17 protein-coding genes and 1 pseudogene are annotated in these 16,767 nt (G+C 64.6%); 9 read left to right on the top strand and 9 right to left on the bottom strand.

Annotated elements, in window-relative coordinates:
- Positions 1–93: 93 nt before the first annotated feature.
- Together CG716_RS15240 and CG716_RS15235 are read left to right on the top strand one after the other, a co-directional pair.
- A complete protein-coding gene (locus CG716_RS15240) occupies positions 94–1,578 on the top strand; it encodes a putative alpha/beta hydrolase (RefSeq protein WP_133066949.1) in 1,485 nt (494 codons plus the stop codon).
- Positions 1,571–2,272, top strand: a complete 702-nt coding sequence (locus CG716_RS15235; RefSeq protein WP_094480972.1) for a hypothetical protein — start codon at positions 1,571–1,573, stop codon at positions 2,270–2,272. Before CG716_RS15240 ends, CG716_RS15235 begins: the two co-directional genes overlap by 8 nt.
- 346 nt (positions 2,273–2,618) lie before the next feature.
- Here CG716_RS15235 and CG716_RS15230 read toward each other — a convergent pair whose 3' ends face one another.
- On the bottom strand, positions 2,619–3,146 hold the full coding sequence (locus CG716_RS15230; RefSeq protein WP_207760694.1) for a hypothetical protein: 528 nt from the start codon (positions 3,144–3,146) through the stop codon (positions 2,619–2,621).
- Between the two features lie 27 nt (positions 3,147–3,173).
- Here CG716_RS15230 and CG716_RS15225 point away from each other — a divergent pair.
- The 3 genes and pseudogenes from CG716_RS15225 to CG716_RS15215 all read left to right on the top strand — a co-directional run.
- Positions 3,174–3,557 (top strand): annotated as a pseudogene (locus CG716_RS15225) (prolyl oligopeptidase family serine peptidase); the annotation flags it as partial.
- 70 nt (positions 3,558–3,627) lie between these two features.
- Entirely contained in the window at positions 3,628–3,927 is a 300-nt protein-coding gene (locus tag CG716_RS15220) for a DUF2563 family protein (RefSeq protein WP_094480970.1), read from the top strand.
- Entirely contained in the window at positions 3,924–5,435 is a 1,512-nt protein-coding gene (locus tag CG716_RS15215; RefSeq protein WP_094480968.1) for a putative alpha/beta hydrolase, read from the top strand. The genes CG716_RS15220 and CG716_RS15215 overlap by 4 nt, the downstream gene beginning before the upstream one ends.
- A 578-nt stretch (positions 5,436–6,013) precedes the next feature.
- Here CG716_RS15215 and CG716_RS15205 read toward each other — a convergent pair.
- Positions 6,014–7,063, bottom strand: coding sequence for an NAD(P)H-dependent amine dehydrogenase family protein (locus CG716_RS15205; RefSeq protein ID WP_234817860.1), 1,050 nt, complete (start codon positions 7,061–7,063; stop codon positions 6,014–6,016).
- Positions 7,064–7,147: 84 nt separating this feature from the next.
- On the opposite strand from CG716_RS15205, the gene CG716_RS15200 reads away from it, so the two are divergent.
- Positions 7,148–8,047, top strand: a complete 900-nt coding sequence (locus CG716_RS15200; RefSeq protein ID WP_094480963.1) for a crotonase/enoyl-CoA hydratase family protein — start codon at positions 7,148–7,150, stop codon at positions 8,045–8,047.
- Here CG716_RS15200 and CG716_RS15195 read toward each other — a convergent pair.
- The 5 genes from CG716_RS15195 to CG716_RS15175 all read right to left on the bottom strand — a co-directional run bounded on the left by CG716_RS15195 (position 8,044) and on the right by CG716_RS15175 (position 11,365).
- Complete coding sequence (locus CG716_RS15195; RefSeq protein ID WP_094480961.1) at positions 8,044–8,883, bottom strand: hypothetical protein; 840 nt, start codon at positions 8,881–8,883, stop codon at positions 8,044–8,046. The genes CG716_RS15200 and CG716_RS15195 overlap by 4 nt on opposite strands.
- Positions 8,884–8,911: 28 nt before the next feature.
- On the bottom strand, positions 8,912–9,769 hold the full coding sequence (ppk2, locus tag CG716_RS15190; protein ID WP_094480959.1) for a polyphosphate kinase 2: 858 nt from the start codon (positions 9,767–9,769) through the stop codon (positions 8,912–8,914).
- 102 nt (positions 9,770–9,871) lie between these two features.
- A complete protein-coding gene (locus CG716_RS15185; protein WP_337360773.1) occupies positions 9,872–10,555 on the bottom strand; it encodes a phosphatase PAP2 family protein in 684 nt (227 codons plus the stop codon).
- Positions 10,453–10,977: a mycothiol transferase gene (locus CG716_RS15180; protein ID WP_207760690.1), complete on the bottom strand. Its 525-nt coding sequence runs from the start codon at positions 10,975–10,977 to the stop codon at positions 10,453–10,455. The genes CG716_RS15185 and CG716_RS15180 overlap by 103 nt, the downstream gene beginning before the upstream one ends.
- Positions 10,978–10,987: 10 nt before the next feature.
- Positions 10,988–11,365 carry a VOC family protein gene (locus CG716_RS15175; protein ID WP_094480957.1) on the bottom strand — a complete coding sequence of 126 codons (378 nt, stop codon included), beginning with the start codon at positions 11,363–11,365 and terminating at the stop codon, positions 10,988–10,990.
- Between the two features lie 35 nt (positions 11,366–11,400).
- Here CG716_RS15175 and CG716_RS15170 point away from each other — a divergent pair, with 35 nt between their 5' ends.
- Both CG716_RS15170 and CG716_RS15165 read left to right on the top strand, forming a co-directional pair.
- The gene (locus CG716_RS15170) at positions 11,401–13,134 is read left to right on the top strand and encodes an N-acyl-D-amino-acid deacylase family protein (RefSeq protein WP_094480955.1); all 1,734 of its coding nucleotides are present in this window, start codon (positions 11,401–11,403) and stop codon (positions 13,132–13,134) included.
- Positions 13,131–13,694, top strand: a complete 564-nt coding sequence (locus tag CG716_RS15165; protein WP_094480953.1) for a carboxymuconolactone decarboxylase family protein — start codon at positions 13,131–13,133, stop codon at positions 13,692–13,694. Before CG716_RS15170 ends, CG716_RS15165 begins: the two co-directional genes overlap by 4 nt.
- On the opposite strand, the gene CG716_RS15160 is transcribed toward CG716_RS15165, so the two are convergent.
- The gene (locus CG716_RS15160) at positions 13,683–14,507 is read right to left on the bottom strand and encodes an SDR family NAD(P)-dependent oxidoreductase (RefSeq protein WP_094480951.1); all 825 of its coding nucleotides are present in this window, start codon (positions 14,505–14,507) and stop codon (positions 13,683–13,685) included. The genes CG716_RS15165 and CG716_RS15160 overlap by 12 nt on opposite strands.
- A gap of 119 nt (positions 14,508–14,626) precedes the next feature.
- Between CG716_RS15160 and CG716_RS15155 the strand changes: the two genes are divergently transcribed.
- Positions 14,627–14,998 (top strand): hypothetical protein, encoded by a 372-nt coding sequence (locus tag CG716_RS15155; protein WP_094480949.1) that lies wholly within the window; start codon positions 14,627–14,629, stop codon positions 14,996–14,998.
- A gap of 51 nt (positions 14,999–15,049) precedes the next feature.
- Here CG716_RS15155 and groL read toward each other — a convergent pair whose 3' ends face one another.
- Positions 15,050–16,675 carry a chaperonin GroEL gene (gene groL / locus CG716_RS15150; RefSeq protein ID WP_094480947.1) on the bottom strand — a complete coding sequence of 542 codons (1,626 nt, stop codon included), beginning with the start codon at positions 16,673–16,675 and terminating at the stop codon, positions 15,050–15,052.
- Between the last annotated feature and the right edge of the window lie 92 nt (positions 16,676–16,767).

Here is a 16,767-nt window from a genome sequence, read left to right as displayed (position 1 = left end):
GAATACGAAGCAATCATGACCACACCGGCCAGTCAGGCCGCGTGACCGTAACTGTCACCTGATCGTGCAGCAGACCCGGCCGAGTACCCAAGCTTGAGGCATATCAGCATCTGCGCTCTGGTCGCGGGCGCTGGTGGCGACCCCTGGCGAACTGATTCCACTATCGAGAGTGGAGAACCGAAGCAGATAGCTGATATCGCAAAAGCATTCTATGACGCCGGGATTTGTATGACGGATACGTCAGAAGCTTTCGCCGACGCACGCAGCCGATTCCAAGCATCATGGAACCGCGAGAACGGTAGCCACCCGATCAATGACTCGGTCGAGGTCCAAAGTGCGGCCGTGTCACTTAACTTGGACAAGCAACAGCTAACCAAGATCGGGGTGGACCTCGAAAAAATTGCCGCGTCGCTCACCGAGGCACAACGCGCTTCCCACAACGCAATTGAATCACTCGACTCAAGCCTTAACGAGATCGACGACGCGATAGACCGGACCTTGCGCCAAGGTGTCGAACTGACTGAAGCCGACATCGAGCCACTCGAAAATATCGCGATTCTCGATACCAGAGAAGCCCTCGCGCAAATTGAATCAACCCGCGAGTCGTACGCCGCCGAGATGACTCGTGCGATGACGGAGATGGAGGCCGAGGGCTACACCCCGGACGTCATTGATCCGGTTGACGGCAACGGGATGGACGCCTCGGACGATGCCCAATCCACCGCGGCCGCCTACAGCGCGAGCCAGCGCGCCACCGACCAGGCGCTTGTCGATTCCGCTGGCCCGATGACTCCCGAAAAAGCAGAAGCTGCAGCGCGTTTGCGCGATTACGCGACAGTAACGAACCCAGGATCGAGCCCCGATTCGGTCCGGCTGGCTGGCGAGCGGTTGGACGACTTTGCGAAGACCACGCACCCCGGGCCGTGGAAGACAGATCCCATCTTGGGCGTTCCGCCGTCCAGGCGCGCCCTCGTCCGCCGTGAATGGCAGAAGCAACTCGAACAGGGTCAACCGTGGATGCCGCCGATGACCCCGGACGAAGCAACACGTTGGATGGACGAGCAAGAGGCGCACGCACGACTGAACGCGATGAACGCGACGCAGAAAGCGCTCGAAGATGCGGGCATGTCAGCTCCCAAAGCAAAAAGTTTGGTTGATGCGATGACGTCGGGTTTGACGCTGAAAGATCTTTCACAATATGCCGAAGTCACTGGTGGTGCCGCAGCAGACATAGACGGGCGAGCCCCCGTGGGCCGGCACGCACTCGACGGATTCAATCCGGAAACGATCAAGACTCTCGGAACCATCGGAAAGACGGTGAAGGGTGCCGGATCATTGCTTGAAGTCGGGCTGGCGGTCGAGGCCCTCTCCATCGGTGCGCCGGCAGGCGCGACGCTCGGCGGCCTTGGCGGCAGTCTTGGTGGGGGCGCACTCGGCGGCGCAGCTTTGGGTTTTCTCGGCGGTTTGGAACTTGGTCCGGGAGGAGCGTTCGTGGGCACGATGGTCGGCGGCTTAGTGGGTGGGGCCGGAGGAGAGTGGGGTGGTCGCCTAGCAGGCAGGAAGCTATTTGATGAGTAACCTCGCCGACGTCCTGCTGACGTCAACTACTTCGCCGTTGCGTTCACACGCTGTATTCGCCGCCGGATTGTTCGCCGGCGCTGTGGGCGTCGCGGCGGTCGCCTTGCCATTGAGCACAAGACACAAGCGTTGGGTATTTTGGAGCGGGTGGTGCGGCGCAGCAATTCTCTTTGCGTTCTATGTTTCTGACCGCGGCGTCACCATCTCCGCGCTTACCGCGTCGGCATGCGTCCTTGCGGCGGCCCTTTATGCCTTCTACTTCACGCCCTTTATCAAACTCGGTGGCCGTGTGTGGACTTTCTGGATCAGCGACGCTCGGGAAGACCCCGATGTGCCACCTCCACCATCAGACAGTTACGTGGAACGTGTGACAGCTTCAAGCATGTGGTGGACGCTTGCCGGGCTCGGCTTGGCCACGGGCGGCTTCGCATTATCCATCGGCTGGTTGGTGCCCGTTGGCATCATGGGCGGAGCTCTACTTGCTGCACCCCTCGCCGCGGTTGGCCATCTCGACCGAAAGGACGGCTACCCCATCGCACGGGGGCGCCACATTGCGTTTTCGATCGTGGTTCTGTCGTCGATTCCGACGCTCCTTTGGCCACTACTGGTGTACGTCCTGGCTTACTTCATGACCAGTCCGACGTTGCCCGACGACGACGTTGCAGAACGGCCCTTTATCGACCGTGACGCCTGAGACCTGATCCCAAGGGCTACTCCTCGTCGATGGCGCAATACTCATCGCCGCTTGGCTGGGCACCGTGTTCGTTCAGGACCTCCAAGTCGAGCGTTGGCTTTGCTGGTTCGGCCGCTGCTCAGGGGTGCCCTGATCTAGCTGGGCCTCGCCCGGCCACGGTTGCCTCCGAAGACGCGGGGCCAGAAGGTACAAGCGACTATCGCAGCGGCACTGTCGATTTCGATGGCGCTTCTGCCGCCTGTGCTCTGTCTCATCGGGTACCGAATCGGAACGATCCGGCCCATGGGGTACGGACTACGCGGCCCTGTCGCACGGCACTACGCTCACGAAGACGACGAATAGCGCCTCAGCCCAGCACGTGCCGTCCGGTGATCATCGGCAGATCCAGGAACGTCCTGATCCCCGGCGCTGCCGAGCAGACTGGCGAAATCGCGTGCACCGCATGCATTGCCGTGCCCAACCAGCCCTGATCGGTCTCGTCCTCACCGTGGGTGGCGATCTTGGATTCCAGCACCATCGACGGCTCCCCCTCAACGGTTACCTTCCACCCTCGCCCCGTCGGCCACTCCGGCGCCTGCTCATCGCCGAGCCGGGTGATGTGCTCCACCGTCATAGCGGGGCGCCCGTCGACCACGGCCGTATAGCCAAAGCGCTGTGCCGCAACGGTTCCTGCCTCCACCCGGCCAGCTGTGATATCGAAAGACTCAGCGGCAACAGCCGTCTCACGGTGATAGACGAAGTCATCGACCGTCGCCCCCAACCCTTCGGCGAGCAGCATCAGCGGAGCACGGAACGTCACCCCGGCCAGGGAAGCATCGGCCATCGGCACCGGCTCGTCGGGCCGTTTACCGAATCCCATGATGTCGAACAACATCGGAGCGCTGTCGTTTGGGCCAAGTGCCCAGAGTTGTTCGGCGCGTTGGTGTGTCAGGTACCGCTGCTGGACATGAAGCGCTTCCACCTGTTGCTTGCCGGGGCATCATGGGTGGCCGAGTACGGCGACCCGGAGAATCCCGACGACTGGGCATTCATCTCCGAATACTCGCCGTATCAAAATATTTCGGCCGCTCGACGCTATCCTCCAGTGCTGATCACAACCTCTACGCGTGATGACCGGGTGCATCCGGGGCATGCCCGCAAGATGACGGCTGCGCTCGAAGAAGCCGGCCACCCGGTCTGGTACTACGAGAACATCGAGGGCGGGCACGCCGGGGCGGCGGACAATGCGCAGACCGCCTTCAAGTCGGCGCTGAGCTACTCGTTTTTGCACCGCATGCTGGGCTGATCGGGTGAGTTGACCAGCAGACGAACCGTAGTACCCTCGTGCTAACAGCTAACATGCCAGGGGGTGTGCGGTGCAGGTCGACGTCACTGAGATGCGCTCCGGCGCAAACCGGTCTTACAACGCGGCGACCCTTGCCATGGAGGGCGCTGACCAGCTGTCACGTGCGAGCATCGGCACCAGCATCTTCGGGGATTTCCCGCCGGCGGAGTCGTTTCACGGCGCTCTGGCTGAGGCGCACAGCAATCACATTCAGCGGCTGCGCGAGCACGAAACTCACCTCGGGGTGCTGGGCGACAAAGGCCACAAGACTGCCTCGGTGTTCGTCGAGATGGAGGAGCGCAACGCCGAGGCCTTGCGTTCGGTGCTATGACCGAATACCCGAGCCTGACCCATATCAGCATCGGCGCGCTCATCGGTGAGGCCGGGGGCGATCCGTGGCAGGTCGACGCGACGGTGCAGAGCGGAGATCCTGGCGCAATCTCCGATCTAGGCCGCGCGTTCTATAACGCCGGCGCTTGCACAGCCGAGACGTACGCGGAGTTCGAACAGGCGCAGGCCCGCTTCCGCGCGTCGTGGAATCGGGAGAACGGCGAGCATCCCATCAACGACAGCGCCGAGGTTCAGCGCGCGACCACGCGGTTGATGGTCCAGCGTGAACAGCTGCCTGCGATCGGCGTAGACCTGTCGACGACTGCCGCTAATCTTGCTGAGATACACCGTTTTTCCGGGATGCAGGTGGAGAACCTCAACGCTGAGTTGCATTACATCGACGCATTGATCGACCAGGCGCTCGCGCACGACCAGGACACCTCGGCCTTGGAAGACAATGCGATTTCGGTGACGTCCGGAGTGCTGCGTCAGGTCGAGGCGCTGCGTGACGATTACGGAGCCAAGCTGCAAGCATCGTTGACGGACCTGCGAGCCGAACACGGCTACGACCCGGCACCGATCGAGGACGTCGACGGCGAACTAGGGCCAGAGCAGCGAGGACGAGGGTCCACCCACTATTACGACACCAACCAACGGGCCAAGGACGAGGCTCTGGTCAACAGCGGCGGCCCGATGACTCCGGAGAAGGCCGATGCCTCAGCACGTTTGCGCGATTTCGCCAGCGCGACAAATCCCGCCGCAGATCCCGAAGCTCGACGCTTGGCCGGCGAGCGCCTCGACGATTTCCGGATGGCGAACTTCGTGGGACCGCTCCCCAAAGATCCCATTCTTGGCGGTGATGCGCGTACACGTGCGCGGGGCAGGCTCGACCTACAACGGCAACTGGAACAGGGGCTGTACGGCCTGCCGCCAATGACGGTCGATCAAGCGACCCAGCAGCTCGACGATGGTGAACAATTCGCGCGCTCAACGACTGTCAAGCGAGCCGTCGATGCACTAGTCAGCCAGGGAATGTCGCGCCAAGGCGCTGACCATACGGTAAGCGAAGTCGCCGGAGGTGTCCCTTGGTCAGATTTGATCAAGCACGATTCGGGGCTCCTCGCTGGGGCCGGTGCCGGTATCAAGGGTATGGCTGACGGCGCCTCTGACGGTCGCCACTACGTACCCGACGTTCTTACGGCCGAAGATGCCGGCGTACTGCTCAGAGTTGGCAAGCATCTCGGTACAGCGGGCACAGTAATCGATGGCGTGCTGACGCTGAACGATCTAGCTCACGGCGCTAAGCCCGGTGAAGCACTCGGTGGGTTCGCCGGCGGCGCCGGCGGCGGCGCGTTCGGAGCATGGGTCGCAACGGTCGCCGCCGGGTCCGTGGTGGGGCCGGAAGGAACCTTCATGGCTGCGGTACTTGCCAGCGTTGGGGCCGCGGCGGGGGGCGAGTGGGCCGGCAAGAAGGTGGGAGGACTATTTGATAGTGCATTTGGCAACTGACACGGGGCTCCACACCTGGTCTGCGGCTTTACTCGGGGTCGGCAGTGCCATGATGATCGGCGGCTTGGTCGCGACGATGGTGGCTCGGGAACCCAGGTGGGAACGGCGCTTTTACTGGGGTACTTGGTTGATCGGCGGTGCCGTCGGCTCGATCTCACTAGTGCCTAGGGGCATCGGACTAGCATTCGCTACCTACGCAGTCCTTGTGCTGGTTGCAATCGTTTGGGCATTCTTCCGCACCAACTACATCAAGTTTGGTGACCGCATCATCGCTGCGACGCCCTCCGACCGCCGCCCAGATTCAGAGCAGTGACTTCGCTCCAGCTGTCCCCCGACTCGATCGAACGGCGAGTGTGGTGGGCCTGCTGCGCAGTCGCAGTTGTGTCAGTGTTCTTATCGCAATGGCCCGAGTGGCTTACCGGACTATTTGCGTCGGTCATGCTGGCGCTGGCGCTGGTCGCCATCGCCGGCCGTTGGACCAATTTCATCAAGATCAATGGTCGCGTGTACGGTGCCTCCGTCCGTCCGTCGCGACCGGCCACCAGCTCTCGCCCCGGGCCAAGACGACGAATAGCGCCTCAGCCCAGCACGTGCCGTCCGGTGATCATCGGCAGATCCAGGAACGTCCTGATCCCCGGCGCTGCCGAGCAGACTGGCGAAATCGCGTGCACCGCATGCATTGCCGTGCCCAAACAGCCCTGATCGGTCTCGTCCTCACCGTGGGTGGCGATCTTGGATTCCAGCACCATCGACGGCTCCCCCTCAACGGTTACCTTCCACCCTCGCCCCGTCGGCCACTCCGGCGCCTGCTCATCGCCGAGCCGGGTGATGTGCTCCACCGTCATAGCGGGGCGCCCGTCGACCACGGCCGTATAGCCAAAGCGCTGTGCCGCAACGGTTCCTGCCTCCACCCGGCCAGCTGTGATATCGAAAGACTCAGCGGCAACAGCCGTCTCACGGTGATAGACGAAGTCATCGACCGTCGCCCCCAACCCTTCGGCGAGCAGCATCAGCGGAGCACGGAACGTCACCCCGGCCAGGGAAGCATCGGCCATCGGCACCGGCTCGTCGGGCCGTTTACCGAATCCCATGATGTCGAACAACATCGGAGCGCTGTCGTAGGTCGTGTAGTCCATCAACTCCTGCACGAGCAGCGAGTCGATGCGCGCGAACAACCCCGACATCGTCAGCGGCAAAACCTCAGCGGCCCATCCAGGCTCAATCCCCGTGCCGTGAAAGGACGTCTCTCCCTCGACGCACGCCTCGCTCAGTCGATCCACGACCTGCTGGCCCATGCTCGCCGGATAGATCAGCGCCGTGACTGCCGTCGAGATCACGTTCTTGCCCGACGCCAGCAGCAGGCAGATATCGTCGACCGCACCCATCGGATTCATCTCGCCCTGCGGCATATACAGCACGCAGTCGGCGTCCAGGGCGACGATCTCTTCGGGGTCCTTAGTGGTGGTGACGCCGATCGGCCCGATGCCGCACACCTCGCCGACGTCACGGCCCGCCTTGGCGTCGCTGTACACCAGCGCCCCGACCACCTGCATGTTGGGATGACGGTGAACCGCGGCCACGGCATGTTTGCCCACCGAACCGGTAGCCCACTGGATGACCCGCAGCACGAGGCGATAGTACTGAAAGCCATGCGGTAATACCTTCGATTGGCAATCCTTGACCATCGGCCCGCAAGTCACTTCACTGCGGTAATGCCCCCAGAATTCGACACCGTCCTGTACGGCACCGACGGGCCGGTCGCCACCATCACTCTCAACCGCCCCGAACACCTCAACACGATCGTTCCGCCGATGCCCGACGAGCTCGAGGCCGCCATCGGCCTGGCCGACCGCGATCCGTCGATCAAGGTCATCGTGCTGCGCGGCGCTGGCCGCGCATTCTCCGGCGGCTACGACTTCGGCGGCGGGTTCCAGCATTGGGGCGAGGCGATGATGACCGAAGGCCGCTGGGATCCCGGCAAGGATTTCGCAATGGTCAGCGGCCGCGCGACCGGCCCGACCCAGAAATTCATGGCCATCTGGCGGGCCACCAAACCGGTGATCGCGCAGGTGCACGGCTGGTGCGTGGGCGGCGCCAGCGACTACGCCTTGTGTGCTGATTTGGTGATCGCCAGCGAGGATGCGGTTATCGGCACGCCGTACAGCCGGATGTGGGGCGCCTACTTATCCGGGATGTGGCTGTACCGCCTCAGTTTCAGTAAGGTCAAGTGGCACTCGCTGACCGGTCGCCCGCTGTCCGGAGTCGAGGCCGCCAAGATCGAGCTGATCAACGAAGCCGTTCCCTTCGAGCGTCTGGAGGCACGGGTGGCCGAGATTGCCGCCGATCTGGCCCGAATCCCGTTGTCTCAGTTGCAAGCCCAGAAGCTGATAGTCAACCAGGCCTACGAGAATATGGGACTGGCGAGCACCCAGACATTGGGCGGCATTCTCGACGGGCTCATGCGCAACACTCCCGAGGCACTCGACTTCATCACCACTGCCGAGACTGAAGGCGTCCGCGCCGCCGTCGAACTGCGCGACGGTCCGTGGGGCGACTACAGTCAAGCACCGCCCGAGCAGCGGCCTGACCCGTCGCACGTGATCAAGCCCTAGCCCGTCCTGGCCAAACTGACCAGCAGCGAAACGATCACCCCGATGATCACCAGGCCGCCGCCGACCACCAGGCTGATGTTGAGCCACTGGTGCATGCTGTTCTCCGCCGTGCCGACCATCACCTCGGCGATCCGCCGAATGTCACCGGAGGAATTGTCCAGCACCGCATTCAGCCGCCCTCGGCCGAATTCGATTGCGGCCCAACCGGCGGCGCCGACCAGCAGTCCCGAAACACCCAGCGCCACCAGCATCTTGCTCCGGCTTCTAGCAAGGAACAGCGCGAACAACGCGAACAGCCCAGTCAGCCCCGCCACGCCGATGCTGACCCACCGCCCGTAGGCTGCCGCCGGCCGCAAGGCACCGGGCCGCAATGCCGCAGGCGCATTGTCGGTCAAAGGAATTGGCACTGACGTCGGCACTGTGATCTTGTAGTCGCTGAGGGTCTCCTTGAACGCCGCATCGGACAGCATCGGCGCGATGTCGATCACCCAGCGGCCCTGCGCGTCGACACTCGACCGAATCGCGTCGGTGAACAACCACCGGTGGGCGAATCGGTTCGCCTGAGCGAACTGGCCCGGAAACGACGAACTCGAGACGTAGGTCGCCGCCACCAAGCTGACAGTCCCGGTGTTCACACTCGTGCCCAACCGAGCCACCTGTGTCGTCAACTCCGAGGCCATCGCCGACTGAAGACTGGGATCGGCCGCCGCCTTCTGCGTCAGCGCCGCGTAGCCGTTTTCATCGACCAGATGCTGCTGCACCCACGCCGTCGGCAGGGCGACCGCGAGCAAGAGCGTCGTGACGAGCCACATGAGCAGCGTCGCCGCGAACCGCACGCGTCCTCCTCCGCGGGGACGCGCGGGTTCAGTCGGAGTGAGTCGCGCGTCCCACGATCAGGGGGTCGGGCTGCCCGACCACCTCATGGTCTTTGTTGTCGTAATTGAATTTACTCAGCACATGGCGCATCGCGTTGATCCGCGCGCGTTTCTTGTCGTTGCTTTTCACGACGGTCCACGGCGCAATCTCGGTGTCCGTCCAGGCGAACATGTCTTCCTTGGCGGCGGTGTATTCATGCCACTTGTCCAGCGACGCCAGATCCGTCGGCGACAGTTTCCACTGCCGCACCGGGTCGACCTGGCGGATGGTGAACCGGGTGCGCTGCTCGCTCGACGACACCGAGAACCAGAGTTTGGTGAGGCTGATGCCGTCGTTGACCAGCATCTGTTCGAACAGCGGCGTTTGCCGAATGAACTCGGCGTGCTGCTTGGGCGTGCAGTACCCCATCACCCGCTCCACCCCGGCGCGGTTGTACCAAGAGCGGTCGAACATGACGATCTCGCCCGCGGCCGGCAGGTGGTTGACGTAGCGCTGGAAATACCACTGAGTGCGTTCCCTGTCGGTGGGCTTCTCCAGTGCCACCACCCGCGCGCCCCTCGGGTTGAGGTGCTCCATGAACCGCTTGATGGTGCCGCCCTTGCCGGCAGCGTCGCGTCCCTCGAACACCAATACGTGCCGCAGCCCGTGGGCCTGGCTCCACTTTTGCAGCTTTAGTAGCTCGATCTGCAGCAGCCGTTTCTGCTCTTCGTATTCGTTGCGCGTCAGCCGCTCGTCGTACGGGTAGTTCTCCCGCCACGTGTCGACGGCTAGCCCTGCTGCGTCGAGCAGCACCGGGTCGTCATCGTCGTCGTCAAAGACCGAGTAGCCATGGCTTTCGAGTGACACGAGCGGAAATTATCAGCGGTAGGGAAACCTGGGGTGACGTCCCGGTGAACGACGGATCCGCGGTCAGGCGGCGCCGCGCGCGGACCCACCCTCACCGCCTGCCTAACCACCCTTGACATTGTTGGCGCGGCCGGTCCTGGCGCTCTGTTGCCTGTGCGAGACCACGGCTGCCGCAGCGGCGACACAGACCAACGAACTGCCCAGCAGCAGGCCACCGACGGCATCGGTGAAGTAGTGGTAGGTCACCGCTTGACCGAGCATGCCCAGCAACGCCCAAATTACTTCCACCGCAACGACATACAGCCGCGCACCCGCGACCAGGACCACCATGCCCAGCACCGCAACCATCAGCGTCGTGTGCCCACTGGGATAGGCCGGTGCGCCACCCTTCTCCCGCCCGAACAGCTCCTTGAAAATCCGCGAAAGCCACACGGCCATAACAGGATTCACGACGACGAGCACGGCCAGAAGCCAGCGCCGCCGATAAATTGCCACCGCGAGCGCACCGAGCAGGATCACCGCGACCGTGCGCTGGTCGGTGAAGAACAGCAGCCAACCCAGCGCGCTGCCGTGAGCCCGCTGGAACCAGTCGTCGATCGGCGTCGACCCAGTTCCTACCGCCCAGCCCAGCAGCGCCAGCGCCGCCAGGCCGACCGGCGGCCACCACCAGATCGCATTGCGGGTCAGCGGGCGATACCCCGCACGTACGCCGCCTGTCCGAGATGCTGGGCGCAGTCGTCGATGATGCTGACCAACCGGGCGCTGGCCGTCACCGGCGGATCCCAATTCGTGTCGACCACGCGGGCCAGCTCGGCGGTGGAGACGCTGGCGATGTATTCCAGCGTTGCCTTGTGCACCGCGTGGTAGTAGCCGGCCAGTAGATCCGCGGGTGCACGGACCTTGCCCACCTCCTCGGGTGTCTGCCCGTAGCCGTGTGCGTCGCGGGGCAGGTCAAGTTCGAAGCGGTCCACCCAACCGCCGGTGAACCAGACCTGATCGGTGCCGGCGATATCCGCGATTTGCAGATCTTGGACGCGCGCGCTGTGCCAGATCAGCCAGGCGATGCTGTTGGCGGTCGAGGTCGGCCGGAAGAACGAGACGTCATCGGTCAGATCGTCGGTGAGGTTGTTGACGTGTTCGATGATGCGGGTGAAAGAGTCCCGCAGCAGTTCGCGGACGGCGTTGGCATCGGACAGTGAGTCAGTCATGGGGCTGACGCTACGCGCCGTGAAAAACCGCTTCGACGTTGTTGCCGTCGGGGTCACGGACGAAGGCGCCGTAGTAGCCGGGGTGGTACTCGGGCCACAGCCTGGGCGCGTGCAGGGATTCGGCGCCGAGTTCCAGGGCCGCGTCGTAAAAGGCGGTCACCGCCTCGACACCAGTAGCCGCGAAAGCGATGTGCACCTCACGGTTGGGTCCTGAGGCGTCGCCCGCCGTGACGTCGGCGATCCAGAACGACGGCTTGCCCTCGACGCCGTAGCCGACGGCGGCATCGAAGTCCATCTGGCGCGTGTAGCCGAGCACGCCGAGTACGCGATCGTAGAACTCCTTCGACCTGGCCCAGTCGCTGCAGTTGATTCCGAAGTGATCGATCACAGCTCTCATCCTGTCAGGCGTCGTAACCTGAGCCCATGAGTTATGACTTGGTCATCCGCAACGGCACCATCGTCGACGGCCTGGGCGGCGAGCCCTTCACCGGTGACGTCGCCGTGTCCGACGGCGTCATCGTCGCGGTCGGCGCTGTCGACGGATCGGGAACACGGGAGATCGACGCCACCGGGCTGCTCGTCACACCTGGCTTCGTCGACCTTCACACTCACTACGACGGTCAGGCCATCTGGTCAGAGCGAATGACGCCGTCATCGGCCCACGGCGTGACGACTGCGGTGATGGGCAACTGCGGCGTCGGGTTCGCACCGTGCCGCCCCGAGGACCACGACGTACTGGTCGACGTCATGGCCGGCGTCGAGGACATCCCTGGCGTCGTGATGGTCGATGGACTCCCGTGGACGTGGGAGACCTTCCCCGAATTCCTCGACGCACTGGATTCGCAGCGGCGGGATATTGATGTCGCCGCGTTCCTGCCGCACTCCCCGCTGCGCGTGTACGTGATGGGCCAGCGCGGCGTCGACCGCGAGCTGCCCACCGCCGAGGACCTGACGATGATGCGCAAGCTGGCAGCGGAAGCGATTCACGCGGGCGCGCTGGGCTTCGCGTCGTCCCGCTTGACCATTCACAAAACTGCTGGTGGACAGCCCATTCCGAGTTACGAGGCGCAGTACGAGGAGATCGAAGCGATCGCCCGAGGTGTCGACGACGCCGGCGGCGGGCTGCTGCAGTTCGTGCCGGATCTGATGGCCGGCGATTACGAGGGCGCGCTGAGCGCGGTATTCGACGTCGCCTCGGAAGTGGGTCTGCCCGTGACGTTCACGCTCGCGATCGGCAACGCGGGCCCGCCGATCCACCTCGACGCACTGCGCATGGTCGAGAAAGCCAACGCCAACGGCGGTGAGGTGACGGGGCAGATCTTCCCGCGGCCGATCGGGTTGGTGCTCGGTCTGGACCTGTCTGGCAACCCGTTCGTCATGTACCCGGCGTACCGGGAGATCGCCGATCTGCCGCTGGCCGAGCGGGTGGCCGAGATGCGCAAACCCGAAGTACGCGAACGCATCCTGAACGACAAGCCGGCCAGCGACGGGCATCCGCTGATGTTCGCCGCCCAGGCGTGGGACTATATGTACCCGCTCGGCGATCCGCCGAACTACGAACCCGCCGCTGAGGATTCGGTCGGCGCGCGGGCCCGCGCCCGCGACGTCAGCCCGCTGGAAGAGGCTTACGACCGGCTCCTCGACGACGACGGTCACGCCATGCTGCTGGTCACACTGGCCAACTTCCGTGACAACTCGCTGGACACGGTGGCGGAGTTGATTCAGCGCGACGACGTCGTCCTCGGGCTCGGAGACGGCGGCGCCCACTACGGAATGATCTGCGATGCAAGCTTTCCCACCTACATGCTGACCCACTGGGTGCGTGATCGGCAGTCAGGCCGGCTGTCGGTGGAACGGGTTATCCAGGAGCTGACGTCGGTGCCCGCCCGCATCGCCGGACTGGCCGACCGCGGTCGGCTCGCGGTGGGCTACAAGGCCGACGTCAACGTGATCGACGCCCACGCGATGCGGTTGCACCAGCCGACTGTCAAGTCGGACCTGCCCGCGGGCGGGCGGCGGCTCGACCAGACCGCCGACGGCTACGTGGCGACGATCGTCGCCGGCGAGGTGATCGCGGAGAACGGCGTGCCGACCGCGGCTCGGCCCGGCAAGCTGATCCGAGGCCGTCAACCGGCGCCCTCGGGCGCGACCATATGAGCCGCGTCGCACCGCTGGCCCAGCCGTGGAGTGACGAGGACGCCACCGACATCGGCAGCTGGGGCCACCCCGACCGGACCTATGAGCCGCTGCTGCTGGTGCGCTGCCTGCAGCGCCACCCCGACATGGCGCGCAAGCTGCGCAAGATGGGCGAATCGCTCTACCTGGACACCCGGTTGCCACCGCGGGTTCGCACCATCGCGATCCTGCGCATCTGCGGACTGGTGCGCTGCGCCTACGAGTGGGGCGGGCAGGCCGCATTCTGGGGACCCATCGCCGGGGTGTCCGGCGATGAGGCGGACGCATTGGCCGTCGGCGATGCCACCGATCCGCGGTGGAACGCTGACGAGCGCATGCTCATCGGCGCGGTCGACGAGGTGGAGCGAACGGGTTCGTGGGCGACGCAAACCTGGGCTGCACTCGGTGAGAGCTTCGATGACGAGCAGCGGATGGAGCTGCTGATCGCCGTCGGCTGGTACCGAACGGTGTGCACGCTGTGCAACGGACTGGATCTGCCGGTCGAGGGCTGGATGCGGCCCTGGCCACATTCAGCGCCGTGATTTGTCCCGCTTGAGTGCGGGATGCGAACCGGCGAGCAACGGCAACAACACTCTTTTCGGCAGTAGCTGGAAGAGGCGGGTACTGATCACGTTCTGCACGCCGGCGATCACGTCGCCGCGATCCTGGTCGAGGGCGTCGATGCCGATCTTGGCGACCGTGCGTGACGGCATCCACATGAATTTTGGGAAGGCCTTGGCGAATTCGCGTTCGTCCATGCCTGCCGCACTGAGGAATTCGGTGCGGACCGGGCCGGGATGCAGGACCGCCGCGGTGACGCCGGTGCCGGCGAGCTCGCCGCGCAGCCCGGCGGTGAACATGCGGACGAAGGCCTTGGTGCCGGCGTAGCCGGCCTGGCCCGGGAAGGGCTGGAAGCCCGCGGTCGATCCGACGTTGAGGATCGCACCGCGACCGCGCGGGACCATCTGCTGCACCGCGCGCGAGGTGAGGTCGATGACGGCCTCGACATTCACCCGAACCTGGGCGATCTCGTCGGCAACCGGTGCAGTGGCGACCGCGCCGACGACGCCGATGCCGGCGTTGTTGACGAGGATGTCGACGGTCAGGCCGCGCCCTTCCACCTCGTCGAACAGAGCGGCCCGCGCGTCCGGGTCGGCGACATCGCAGGCGATGACTTCGACGCGTACTTGGGAGCTGAGTTCAGCGGCGAGCTCGCGCAGCTTGTCTTCACGGCGGGCGACCAGCGTGACGCCGTGGCCGCGCGCGGCCAGCTCGCGGGCGAGGTCGGCACCGATTCCCGAGGACGCTCCGGTGACGACGGCGGTGGACGTGGGTGATGGCGGAGGCAGCGGCATTTGCTTGCCAACCCTAAGGCACAGCATCGCTATTCCCGTCGAGCGTGGGGTTGTCGTCGACGAATCGGCCGGCCTCTGAACACCCAAAACCCACACGCTCGGCGCAATAAGATTCGCTCATGAGCGTCAAGGTGGACCTCGACCAGCTCGTCGCCACATTGGCCGACTATCCCTTCGGCTACCTGATCACCGTCGGCGACGACTACCAAGCGCACACCGTGTCGATCGTCCCTGTGCTGCGCGACGGCATCCTCGATATCGGGGAGGTCGGCAACAGCACACGACGAAACATCTGCGGCCACCCCGACGCCACGCTGTTGTGGCCGCCGATCCAACCCGGCGGTTACAGCCTGATCGTCGACGGCCGCGGGGAGCTCACCGACGATTCGCTGCGCGTCATCCCGCATCGCGCCGTATTGCACCGGCCGGCGCAACCGAACATCCCGACCGCATCCGGCTGCGGCGACGACTGCGTGCCGCTTGGCGGATAACGAAAAAGCCCCGGTGCGCCAAGCGCACCGGGGCTTCTTTCGTACTGGGACTTAGAAGTCCATACCGCCCATGCCACCGGTCGGGTCGCCCGCAGGAGCGGACGCCTTCTCCGGCTTGTCGGCAACGACGGCCTCGGTGGTGAGGAACAGCGCCGCGATGGACGCCGCGTTCTGCAGCGCCGAGCGGGTGACCTTCACCGGGTCGGCAACGCCGGCCTTGAGCAGGTCCTCGTACACACCGGTCGCGGCGTTGAGGCCGGTTCCGGAGGGCGAGTTGGTGACCTTCTCGGCGACAACGCCGGGCTCGAGGCCCGCGTTGAAGGCGATCTGCTTCAGCGGAGCCGACAGCGCGACGCGCACGATGTTGGCGCCGGTCGCCTCGTCACCCGAGAGCGACAGCTCGTCCAGTGCCGGAGCCGACTGCAGCAGGGCCACGCCACCACCGGCGACGATGCCCTCCTCGACGGCGGCCTTGGCGTTACGCACGGCATCTTCGATGCGGTGCTTGCGCTCCTTGAGCTCCACCTCGGTGGCAGCTCCGGCCTTGATCACCGCAACACCGCCGGCAAGCTTGGCCAGGCGCTCCTGCAGCTTCTCGCGGTCGTAGTCGGAGTCGCTGTTCTCGATCTCGGCGCGGATCTGGGCGACACGGCCCTGGATCGCGTCGGCATCGCCGGCACCCTCGATGACGGTGGTCTCGTCCTTGGTGACGACGACCTTGCGAGCCTGGCCCAGCAGAGACACGTCAGCGGTCTCGAGCGAGAGGCCGACCTCTTCGCTGACGACCTGGCCACCGGTGAGGATGGCGATGTCCTGCAGCATGGCCTTGCGGCGGTCACCGAAGCCCGGTGCCTTGACGGCGACGGACTTGAAGGTGCCACGGATCTTGTTGACCACCAGGGTGGACAGGGCTTCGCCCTCGACGTCCTCGGCGATGATCAGCAGCGGCTTGCCCGACTGAATGACCTTCTCCAGCAAGGGAAGCAGGTCCTTAACCGTCGAGACCTTGCCCGAAACCAGCAGGATGTACGGATCCTCGAGGACCGCTTCCTGACGCTCGGCGTCGGTCACGAAGTAACCCGAGATGTAGCCCTTGTCGAAGCGCATGCCTTCGGTGAGCTCCAGCTGCAGGCCGAAGGTATTGGACTCCTCGACGGTGATGACACCCTCGTTGCCGACCTTGTCCATGGCCTCGGCGATCAGGTCACCGATGGTCTGGTCACCGGCCGAGATACCAGCGGTAGCAGCGATCTGCTCCTTGGTCTCGACCTCTTTGGCGCTCTTGAGGAGCGTCTCGGTGATCTTCTCGACAGCCTTCTCGATGCCCCGCTTCAGGCCGAGCGGGTTGGCGCCAGCGGCCACGTTGCGCAGACCCTCGCGCACGAGCGCCTGAGCCAGAACGGTGGCGGTGGTGGTGCCGTCGCCAGCGACGTCGTCAGTCTTCTTGGCGACCTCTTTGACCAGCTCAGCGCCGATCTTCTCGTACGGGTCCTCCAGCTCGATCTCCTTGGCGATGGACACACCATCGTTGGTGATCGTGGGAGCGCCCCACTTCTTCTCCAGGACGACGTTGCGACCCTTGGGGCCCAGCGTCACCTTTACCGCATCGGCGAGGGCGTTGAGGCCCCGCTCGAGGCCACGGCGTGCCTCTTCGTCGTAAGCAATGATCTTGGACATTGCGAAGTGAATCCTCCGGTTGGGGGTTACACGTTCTTGGGTCGGACACAGTGCCCGCGACGGACGACCAAAGCTGTGTTCTGCTCCGGTCT

The organism is Mycolicibacterium sphagni (assembly GCF_002250655.1).
Taxonomy (GTDB): Bacteria; Actinomycetota; Actinomycetes; order Mycobacteriales; family Mycobacteriaceae; genus Mycobacterium; species Mycobacterium sphagni.
Note: the sequence above shows the minus strand (reverse complement) of the source record. Positions and strands in the feature narration are given on the sequence as shown.

Coding starts and splice junctions, on each gene's coding strand:
- CG716_RS15235 (WP_094480972.1), top strand. CDS start 1,571: ATGAGTAACCTCGCCGACGTCCTGCTGACGTCAACTACTTCGCCGTTG.
- CG716_RS15230 (WP_207760694.1), bottom strand. CDS start 3,146: ATGTTGTTCGACATCATGGGATTCGGTAAACGGCCCGACGAGCCGGTG.
- CG716_RS15215 (WP_094480968.1), top strand. CDS start 3,924: ATGACCGAATACCCGAGCCTGACCCATATCAGCATCGGCGCGCTCATC.
- CG716_RS15200 (WP_094480963.1), top strand. CDS start 7,148: ATGCCCCCAGAATTCGACACCGTCCTGTACGGCACCGACGGGCCGGTC.
- CG716_RS15180 (WP_207760690.1), bottom strand. CDS start 10,977: ATGACTGACTCACTGTCCGATGCCAACGCCGTCCGCGAACTGCTGCGG.
- CG716_RS15170 (WP_094480955.1), top strand. CDS start 11,401: ATGAGTTATGACTTGGTCATCCGCAACGGCACCATCGTCGACGGCCTG.
- CG716_RS15165 (WP_094480953.1), top strand. CDS start 13,131: ATGAGCCGCGTCGCACCGCTGGCCCAGCCGTGGAGTGACGAGGACGCC.
- CG716_RS15160 (WP_094480951.1), bottom strand. CDS start 14,507: ATGCCGCTGCCTCCGCCATCACCCACGTCCACCGCCGTCGTCACCGGA.
- CG716_RS15155 (WP_094480949.1), top strand. CDS start 14,627: ATGAGCGTCAAGGTGGACCTCGACCAGCTCGTCGCCACATTGGCCGAC.
- groL (WP_094480947.1), bottom strand. CDS start 16,675: ATGTCCAAGATCATTGCTTACGACGAAGAGGCACGCCGTGGCCTCGAG.